8 protein-coding genes and 2 pseudogenes are annotated in these 9,107 nt (G+C 54.7%); 6 read left to right on the top strand and 4 right to left on the bottom strand.

Translation table 11 applies throughout. The features are described from left to right. The coding region (locus CPT76_RS00735; protein ID WP_105441603.1) for a universal stress protein at positions 1-344 on the top strand (344 nt) is incomplete at its 5' end. Between the two features lie 145 nt (positions 345-489). On the opposite strand, the pseudogene pstB reads toward CPT76_RS00735, so the two are convergent. The 4 genes and pseudogenes from pstB to CPT76_RS00755 form a co-directional block, all read right to left on the bottom strand. Next, positions 490-1,261: pseudogene (gene pstB, locus CPT76_RS00740) on the bottom strand (phosphate ABC transporter ATP-binding protein PstB). Between the two features lie 5 nt (positions 1,262-1,266). After that, positions 1,267-2,163 carry a phosphate ABC transporter permease PstA gene (pstA, locus tag CPT76_RS00745; protein WP_105441604.1) on the bottom strand — a complete coding sequence of 299 codons (897 nt, stop codon included), beginning with the start codon at positions 2,161-2,163 and terminating at the stop codon, positions 1,267-1,269. Continuing rightward, on the bottom strand, positions 2,160-3,026 hold the full coding sequence (gene pstC, locus CPT76_RS00750; RefSeq protein WP_260869391.1) for a phosphate ABC transporter permease subunit PstC: 867 nt from the start codon (positions 3,024-3,026) through the stop codon (positions 2,160-2,162). The genes pstA and pstC overlap by 4 nt, the downstream gene beginning before the upstream one ends. 172 nt (positions 3,027-3,198) lie before the next feature. Next, the gene (locus tag CPT76_RS00755) at positions 3,199-4,140 is read right to left on the bottom strand and encodes a phosphate ABC transporter substrate-binding protein PstS family protein (RefSeq protein WP_089546018.1); all 942 of its coding nucleotides are present in this window, start codon (positions 4,138-4,140) and stop codon (positions 3,199-3,201) included. A 197-nt stretch (positions 4,141-4,337) separates the two neighbouring features. Between CPT76_RS00755 and CPT76_RS00760 the strand changes: the two genes are divergently transcribed. The 5 genes and pseudogenes from CPT76_RS00760 to CPT76_RS36905 form a co-directional block, all read left to right on the top strand. Next, a complete protein-coding gene (locus CPT76_RS00760) occupies positions 4,338-5,246 on the top strand; it encodes a LysR family transcriptional regulator (protein ID WP_181152639.1) in 909 nt (302 codons plus the stop codon). Between the two features lie 248 nt (positions 5,247-5,494). Next, positions 5,495-6,253: a metal ABC transporter ATP-binding protein gene (locus CPT76_RS00765; RefSeq protein ID WP_105441606.1), complete on the top strand. Its 759-nt coding sequence runs from the start codon at positions 5,495-5,497 to the stop codon at positions 6,251-6,253. Continuing rightward, on the top strand, positions 6,253-7,116 hold the full coding sequence (locus CPT76_RS00770) for a metal ABC transporter permease (protein WP_105441607.1): 864 nt from the start codon (positions 6,253-6,255) through the stop codon (positions 7,114-7,116). The genes CPT76_RS00765 and CPT76_RS00770 overlap by 1 nt, the downstream gene beginning before the upstream one ends. A gap of 67 nt (positions 7,117-7,183) precedes the next feature. After that, positions 7,184-8,128, top strand: coding sequence for a metal ABC transporter substrate-binding protein (locus tag CPT76_RS00775; RefSeq protein ID WP_105441608.1), 945 nt, complete (start codon positions 7,184-7,186; stop codon positions 8,126-8,128). A gap of 580 nt (positions 8,129-8,708) precedes the next feature. Beyond that, positions 8,709-9,107: pseudogene (locus tag CPT76_RS36905) on the top strand (hypothetical protein); the annotation flags it as partial.

The following is a 9,107-nucleotide window of genomic DNA, read 5'->3' on the forward strand; positions in this document are numbered from 1 at the left end:
AGAGCCTGAATACCGCTCCCGAGCTCGTGGTCCTGCACGTCAACCCGACCGTTTCCATCAATGAGCCGCCGGTAGGCGTAGATCTGGAGGAGCACATCCGCCAGGAAGGCGAAAAAATACTCGCCCCGGCCACCGATGAAGCGAGCCGCACGGGAGTCGCCTTCCGCACGGTCAGTAAAACCGGCGATCCGGCCAAGGTCATCTGCCAGACGGCCAAGGAAGAGTCGGCCGACCTGATCGTGATGGGCAGCCGGGGCATGGGCCTTGTCTCGGAAATGCTGATCGGCAGCGTCAGCCACAGCGTCGTCCAGCATGCGCACTGTCCGGTGATGATCGTCCGCTAACCCTCCCCACACAGTGGAGTTTTTGCTCCAACAGGGATTCAAATCCTTGCTGGGACCCCGGACCGTATTAACCTTTATAAAACAAATAAGCCGTCCCCCATTCTTGATGGGGAGACGGCTTTTTGCTGTGCAAACAAACGGCGGCTCATCCAAACCGTCCGGAGATATACTCCTGGGTCATGGCATTGGCCGGGTTGGTGAAAATAATTTCGGTATCGTTATGCTCCATCAGCGTGCCGAGGTAGAAATACGCCGTATAATCGGAAATCCGTGCGGCCTGCTGCATGTTGTGCGTCACGATGACGATGCTCAGCTCTTTCTTGAGCTCGACGATCAGTTCCTCGACCTTCGAGGTCGAAACCGGATCGAGGGCCGACGCCGGCTCATCGAGGAGCAGAATCCCCGGGTTGACCGACAAGGCGCGCGCAATGCACAGGCGCTGCTGCTGGCCGCCCGAGAGCGACAAGGCGGACTGCTTCAGGCGGTCCTTCACTTCGTCCCACAGCGCCGCTTTGCGCAGGCTGGACTCGACGATCTGGTCGAGCTCTTTTTTATTTTCACGCCATGGTACTTCGGTCCAAAAGCGATATTTTCGTAAATGGATTTATAAAATGGATTCGGCTTCTGCCATATCATTCCGATTTTTTGCCGTCAGCTGAATGACGTCGGTGGAAGGATCGTTGATGTCCTCCCCGCCCGATCCAGATCTTCCCCTTGATCACCGCTTGAGAGATCTCGTCGTTCATTCGGTTCAAGGACCGCAGAAACGTCGATTTCCCGCAGCCGGACGGGCCGATGAGCGCGGTAACGCTCTTGTCCGGGAAGGTCAGGCTGATGTTCTTCACGGCTTCGTACGCCCCGTAAAACACGCTCAGGTTTTCAGTGCGGAATGTAGTCGATGATTGTTGCATGCTCATTTCTCCTATCCCATTCGTTTGGATGCCGTCATGATCTTGTAGAGCAGGTTGCCGAACCAGCGGGCAAACAGGTTGAAGACAAGCACGAGGATCACGAGCACCGCCGAAGCGCCGGCGGCAATTTCCGCGGCATCGGGCGCAATGCCCTCACTGTTGATTTTCCAGATATGCACGGCCAGCGTTTCTGCCGGACGGAACGGATTGATCGGCGACGTCGGGCTCAGCGGGTTCCAGTTGGTAAAATCAAGGCGCGGCGTAGACATCCCTGCGGTAAACAGGAGCGCCGCCGCTTCCCCGAATACACGTCCTGCCGCCAGAACCGTACCGGTCACGATGCTCGGCAGGGCGACGGGAAACAGCACGGACGTGATGATTTTCCATTTTGATAAACCGAGCGCTAGTCCCGCTTCCTTCTGCTCCTTCGGTACGCTGCGGAACGCCTGCTCCGTAATGCGGACCATGAGCGGCAGATTAAAGATTGTCAGCACCAGCGCGCCTGAGAAGAGCGAAAAACCAAATCCGAACGTGTTGACGATCAAGAGCAGACCGAACAAGCCGACGACGATGGACGGAAACGAGGACAGCACCTCGACAACGAGGCGGATCGCTCCGGTGATTTTGCCCGGCTTGGCGTACTCGGCCATATAGATGCCGGCACCCAGGCCCAGCGGAATTGTAATAATAAGCGTCAGTACCAGCAGGAACAAGGAGTTGAACAGCTGCGGCCCGATGCCGCCGCCCTCCCGGATCGTTTGGGGCACCGAAGTCAGGAAGTGCCAGCTGATGTGGCTGAGTCCGCGATACATAATAAATCCGAGCAGTCCGAGCAGAACCGCCACGATCAATAAGGAAAGCACCACAATAATGGCTGTTGCAATTTTGTCAGCGGCTTTAGCTTTCAAATCCGATTTCTCCTTTCGAGCAGGCGAACGATAACGACGAAGATAAAGGTCATGAACATGAGTGCGAGCGCCATGCTCCACAGCGCGTTACTGTGCGCGGTGCCCATGACGGTGTTGCCCATATCCAGCGTAATGACGCTGGTCAGCGTTGAGGCGGATTCGAACAGCGACCGCGGAATATGCGGTGCATTCCCGATGACCATCTGTACCGCCAGCGCTTCCCCGAAGGCGCGGGCCATCCCGAGGACCACCCCGGTCAGAATAGAAGGAAGCACGGTTGGCAGAATAACTCTGTAGATGGTTTGCCAGCGCGTTGCGCCGAGTGCATACGAAGACTCCTTGAGCCCACGCGGCAGCGAGGACAGCGCGTCGGTTCCGATACTCGTAATCGTCGGTAGGATCATGACCGACAGCACGATCGAGCCCGCGGCGATCCCGATCCCCTGGCCGGGAAACATGTCGCGCAGGGCAGGAACGATGACCGTCAGGCCAACAAATCCGTATACGACGGACGGAATTCCGGCAAGCAGCTCAATGACCGGCTGCAGCAGCTTTTTGCCCCAGCCCGGTACGATTTCCGTCATGAACAGCGATGCACAGATGCTGAGTGGGCTGGCGATGACCGCTGCCAGAATCGACGTCGCGAATGAGCCGAAAATAAACGGCATGACGCCGAACTGCGGCTCGCCATGGTTGCCGTCCGGATCCCATTTGGAGCCAAACAGAAACTCGCTGAAGCTGACGCCGTCTTTGAAGAAAGTCGCCAGTCCTTTGGAAGCGACAAAATAAACGATGGACAAAATAATGACGATCAGCAGAATCGCGCAAATCGTCGTATAGCTGCGTCCTGCAAAATCTTCCATATGATGTTTTTTAAACCGTCCGGGACGGGGGTTGTCAGCGATGCCTACAGGCCTTTCATCTATAGCTTTCATCGTTGTCCTTCTTTCTAAAGTGAAAATAGAGGCAGAAGTTGGTCTCTCCGCCTCTTGTCGTACATATTCAGTGTTTCATGAGAGCTCAAGGAACCTGATGTTATTTCGTGATGTTGCCGTCCTTGTCGCGTTTCACTTCCATTTTGGAAGCCGGAATGTATCCGAGCTCAACCACGTCGCCGTTTTGCACAGCATCCGAAGTCATGTAGTCCAGGAACGCCTTCACTTCCGGAGCAGGCTCACCTTTGGTGTACATGTGCTCGTAAGCCCATACTGGGTATTTACCGGAGGCTACGTTCTCTTCCGTTGCTTCCACACCGTCATATTTCAGAGTTTTCACTTTGTCGTCCAGGTAGGACAGAGCAAGGTATCCGATGGCACCTGGCGTTTCGGAAATGATCTTTTTCACCGTACCGGAAGAATCTTCTTGGATCGAACCTTGCAGGTCTTCGGTCTTCGTTCCGAGTGCATATTTTTCAAACGTTGCGCGGGTACCGGAGCTTGCAGGACGGTTGACGATTACGATCTTTTCATCCTTGCCGCCAACGTCTTTCCAGTTCGTCACTTTACCTGTAAAAATATCAACCAGCTGCTGCTTCGTCAGGCTGTCTACGCCCGCGTCAGGATTCGTTACAGCCGCCATGGCTACAACGGCCACTTGATGGTCAACGAGTTCTTTGGCTTTGTCTGCATCCAGCTTTTCTTCAGCAAATACGTCGGAGTTGCCGATGTTGGCTTGGCCGCCGGAAACTTGAGTAAGGCCGGTTCCACTGCCGCCGCCTTGCACTTGAACTTGGATTTTAGAGTATTGGGATTCACCCATGAACTTTTGTGCGACTTGCTCTACGAGCGGTTGGAGTGCTGTGGAGCCTACAGCCAGAACGGATCCGCTGAGCGTTTCCTCTGCAGCCGGTTTATCTTCAGTTGCGGTTCCCGAACCCGTAGTGCTGCCGCTATCCGACGCGTTTTTGCTGCCGCAGGCAGCCAGCATAAGTACCAGGACCAACGTACAAAACATAAGTAACGGTTTTTTGAATTTCATAATCTAATGTTTCCCCCCATTTTGGTTTGCCGTGTAACTCTATGAAGTTTACCGACAAGTTCATTGTAGTTCTCTATCATTTTGTAAAATGATGCGTTTTGTAAAAAGAAAGATAAATATCAGAATATAATCTTTATGAGTCCATAGATTAATTCTATAATGAAGAGGAATCGGACGTGACCGAGGGGGAATCATCGTTGAATTTGTTAAAACTGCAAATCCTTGTTTATATTGAAAAATACAAGAAGGTAACCGACGTAGCCAAAGAGCTGGATATGAAACAGCCGACCGTCACCTTTCATATGAAAAGCTTAGAGGAAGAGCTGGGCATCGCCCTCTTCGAGTCCAGGCGGGGCCGCATCCTCTTAACCGACGCCGGCAAAGCGTTGTACCCTTACGCCGTCAAAATGACGGGGCTGGCCGCCGAGGCGCGGAAGGCCGTGCAGGACTACGCCGATTTGGGCAAGGGCATTCTTCATATCGGCGCCGACAGCCTGATGGGGACGATTCATCTGCCCAGGCTCGTCAACCGGTTCTGCCGGCAGTATCCCGGCATCCAGATCGAGCTAACCGTTCAGCCCAGCCGGACCGTTCAGGAGCTGCACTACAACCATGAAGTGGACCTTGCCTTTTATTATTCGCAGGACGTTGCGGCTGCCGGCATCAAGGAAGATCTGCTGCTGGAAGATGAGCTTGTCGTCATTTTTGCGCCGGGACACCCTTTCTCCAGCCTTAAATCGCTGAGCGATCAGCTGGTCGCCCAACACTTCTTCATCCAGCATGCCGAAGGCTCTTTTATGCGGGACTTCACCCGGACCTACGCGATCGAGAGCGGAATCCATTTATGGGAGCGCATGATCATCAATTCGCCGGAGTCGGTCAAGCACACGGTAGAGGACGGGGATTTCATCTCCTTCTTCCCCTTGTCCGGCATCGCAAGCGAGCTCGCCGCCGGAAGTCTCCAATACTTGCCCGCCCCCGGTCCCGCAGGTAAATCGGTCAAAGCCTATATGGCCTATCACGCCGATCAGCCCTATTCGCCGCTAAGGGAGCAGTTCAAGCAGTTCGTCAAACAGCAAATCACCGAGCAGGATATGAAGCCTTGATTCCACGGAATCGGGGCTTTTTTTGGCTCCGCCCCCTATGATCGCCCCGCATACTAACACTGATTCGACCTCATCTTACCCCACGAAAAACGGACAACCCAGGTAAAAAAACACTTTACAATTCTCCCCATCTGTTTTAGCCTATACTCAATAAAGTTTCCTTAGGTAAAAACTTTTATATATGTGCATTAATTTGTCCTAAGGGAAACTTATGTCAAAGTTTTCATAATCCAAAGGAGGTCTATGCTATGCTCCCCCGTCACCGCGACCCTTCGGTGTCCGTCGACAGCCTATTCGTCTCCTATCACGGCAAGGATGCCCTTCGCGGCGTCAGTTTTACGCTGCTTCCCGGCAGTATGACCGGTATTATCGGACCCAACGGGGCCGGCAAATCCACGCTGATGAAGTCGCTCCTTGAGCTGATTCCGCGGGACCACGGCGAGGTTCGCATCCTCGGCGGCAGTGTCAAGGAAGCCCGGACCCGCATCGCCTATGTTCCGCAGCGCAGCGAAATTGATATGACGTTCCCGATTACGGTAATCGATACCGTCCTGCTCGGCACCTACCCGAAGCTCGGCCTGCTCAAGAGGCCGCGGCGGCAGCATAAAGAGCTTGCCTATCACTGCCTGGAGAAGGTCGGCATGGAGGATTTCGGCTCCCGGCAGATCGGCGAGCTGTCCGGCGGACAGCAGCAGCGCGTATTTCTCGCCCGGGCGCTCGCCCAGGAGGCGGAGCTGTTCTGCCTGGATGAGCCCTTCGTCGGCGTAGACGCCGCCAGCGAGGAGACGATCGTCGCCATTTTGAAAGAGCTGCGGGATCAGAACCGCACGGTGCTCGTGGTCCATCACGATTTGAGCAAGGCGGAAGTGTATTTCGACGGGCTTGTGCTGCTTAACGGCGAGCTGGTAAAGGCAGGTCCGGCCCGCGAAGTCTGCCGTCCGGACATTCTCAGCCAGGCTTATGCGGCGCAGCTGACCTTTCTCGAAAAGAACGGAGTGGGTGTGTAATGGAATTTCTGAGCGGAATCCTGGAATACGGCTTTTTGCAAAAAGCGCTGCTGACCTCGGTCATGGTCGGAATGATCTGCGGCATTATCGGCTGCTTTATCATTCTGCGCGGCATGGCGCTCATGGGCGACGCGATCTCCCATGCGGTCCTGCCCGGCGTCGCCCTGTCCTACATGCTGGGCATCAACTTCTTTTTCGGCGCCGTGGTGACGGGCGTGCTGACGGCGCTCGGCATCGGATACGTCAGCCAAAACAGCCGGATCAAGAATGACTCGGCTATCGGCATCGTGTTTACGTCCTTTTTTGCTGTCGGCATCATCCTGATTACCTTTGCGAAAAGCTCGACCGACCTGTACCACATCCTGTTCGGCAACGTGCTTGCGGTCCGCGCCTCCGACATGTGGATCACGCTGATCATTGGCATCGTGATCGCCGCGGTCGTCTACCTGTTCTACAAAGAGCTGCTGGTCAGCTCGTTCGATCCGGTTATGTCCGCGGCATACGGGCTGCCCGGGCGGCTTATCCATTACCTGCTGATGACCCTGCTCACCCTCGTGACCGTCGCCTCCCTGCAGACTGTCGGCATCATCCTCGTCGTCGCCATGCTGATCACCCCTGCCTCCACCGCTTATCTGCTGACCAACCGGCTGTGGGTGATGATTTATCTGGCTGCCGGCTTTGGCGCGTTATCAGCCGTCGTGGGGCTATATTTCAGCGTCAAATACAATCTTGCCTCCGGTGCAGCCATCGTGCTCGCGTCAGCCGTCTGGTTCATACTGGCATTAGCGTTTTCACCAAAACAGGGCGTCCTGTGGCGGCATTTCCGTTCCCGGCGCAAAAAGGCGGCGCTGAAAGGACTTTGACGCCGTCTGCCCGGAAGGCAACAGGGTTCGCGCCGCAATGATTCTTTTTAAATAGGAGGGAATCTGTATGAAACATAAAAGGAAGGTTTGGCTCGGAGCCGTACTTATGCTGGTCCTGGCACTTGCCGCCGGCTGCTCCGGTCAAACCGGGAATAAAGCCGGCTCTTCCGGGGAGAAGCCGGTCGTGCTGACCACGTATTCGATCCTGTACGATATCGTGAAGCAGGTTGCTGGGGACCGCGTAGAGCTGTATTCGATCGTGCCGGTCGGCATGGACCCCCATGAATATGATCCGCTGCCGGCGGATCTCAAGCATGCCAGCGATGCCGATGTCATTTTCTATAACGGGCTTAATCTGGAGACGGGGAACGGCTGGTTCGCCAAACTGCTGGAGACGTCGGGAAAAGCGGGGGAAGACGCCCCTGTCTATGCACTGAGCGAAGGCGTGGAGCCGATGTACCTGACCTCCGCCGGCAAGGAATCCGAGCAGGATCCGCATGCCTGGCTGAGCATTGAGAACGGGATCCGTTATGCGAATAACGCCCTTGCGGCTCTGACGAAAGCAGACCCGGCAAACCGTGAATATTATGAGCAAAATGCCGGGAACTATATCGAGGAATTGAAGAAGCTGCACGATGATGCCGTGACACGCTTTGCCGACATCCCGGAGGAACGCCGGGTTCTCGTTACAAGCGAAGGGGCTTTTAAATATTTTTCGGCGGCTTACGGGCTGAAAGCCCAATACATCTGGGAGATCAATACGGAGAACCAAGGCACCCCTGAGCAGATGAAGCGGATTATCGATATCGTGAAGGCGGAGCAGGTGCCTGCATTGTTTGTGGAGACCAGCGTGGACCCGCGCAGCATGGAGAGCGTCTCCAAGGAGACCGGGGTTCGGATATTCGGCAAGGTGTTCACCGATTCCACCGGCAAGCCCGGGGAAGAAGGAGACAGCTACCTCACCATGATGAAATGGAACCTCGATATGATTCATGCCGGATTGACGAAGTAACCGGTCCCGCCGCCTTTTTCCACACAGCATCTCCCCTACTCACCGATGGAATGATCCTGTCTCTTCCTATATATAATAGAGTGATGACATCCTTCTTCATCAATCATCAGCCCGGTTCGGGAGGCTATGCCCAGCCGGGTCCACCCCCTCTTTCGCATCCCGGGCGATTCTTGCAATTCCCTGGGCCCTGTGCTTAAATTGCAATAGTGTAATAGTTACTATTAACTTCATTGTCCCGCGTATGGCCCGGCTTAGCACAGGTGTCCAAGCCTTGTGTTTGCTGTGGCCTGATGGCGTTTTTGATAAGGGGTAATCTATGATGCTGAAGAGGGAACGCGGGCGGCCCGCCGGCAGGACAACCTGCGGATGACAGACCGTACGCTGCTAATTCCTATCCGCCCTTGAATGGGCTTAGCGATCTGTGTGGAAATTACGAAAGGGGCGTCGATTGATTTTGCATAACCGTTTTTCATGGAGAGCGCTGATAGGTAAACCTTTTATCTTCTTCTCCATTGTCATGATTTTAAAAATGCTTTTGGTCTGGACGGTCGTGTTCAGGGAAAATGCCGGAGGCTTCGGCATGATGCTGCTAACGGGCATACCGCCCGTATGGCTGCTCTTCTGCCTGATCGAAACGCTGGCTTACCGCAAGAAGCTGGTCACCTACCTGATTGTGGACCTGGTTCTGACCATTATTTATTTTGCCGTCATTATGTACTATAAATATTTCGGAGTTATCGTTACTTATCATGAACTGCGTCAAGTAAACCAGGTATCCGAGGTCAACAGCAGCGTCTTTTCGCTCATGGATCCGTATTACTTGTTCATTTTCACCGATATCGTCGTGCTGTTCATCCTTATCAGTTCCAGCCGGCGGTTCCGCGCCTTTGGCCGCAGCTTGTCCGTCCGAACGGGCCGACCGTGGTTGCGGGGGAGCCGTCCTGGCACTGATCGCCTGTGCCGCGTGCATTTCCGTTCC

Origin of the sequence: Paenibacillus sp. AR247, from assembly GCF_002968895.1 — a bacterium.
GTDB lineage: Bacteria > Bacillota > Bacilli > Paenibacillales > Paenibacillaceae > Paenibacillus_AQ > Paenibacillus_AQ favisporus.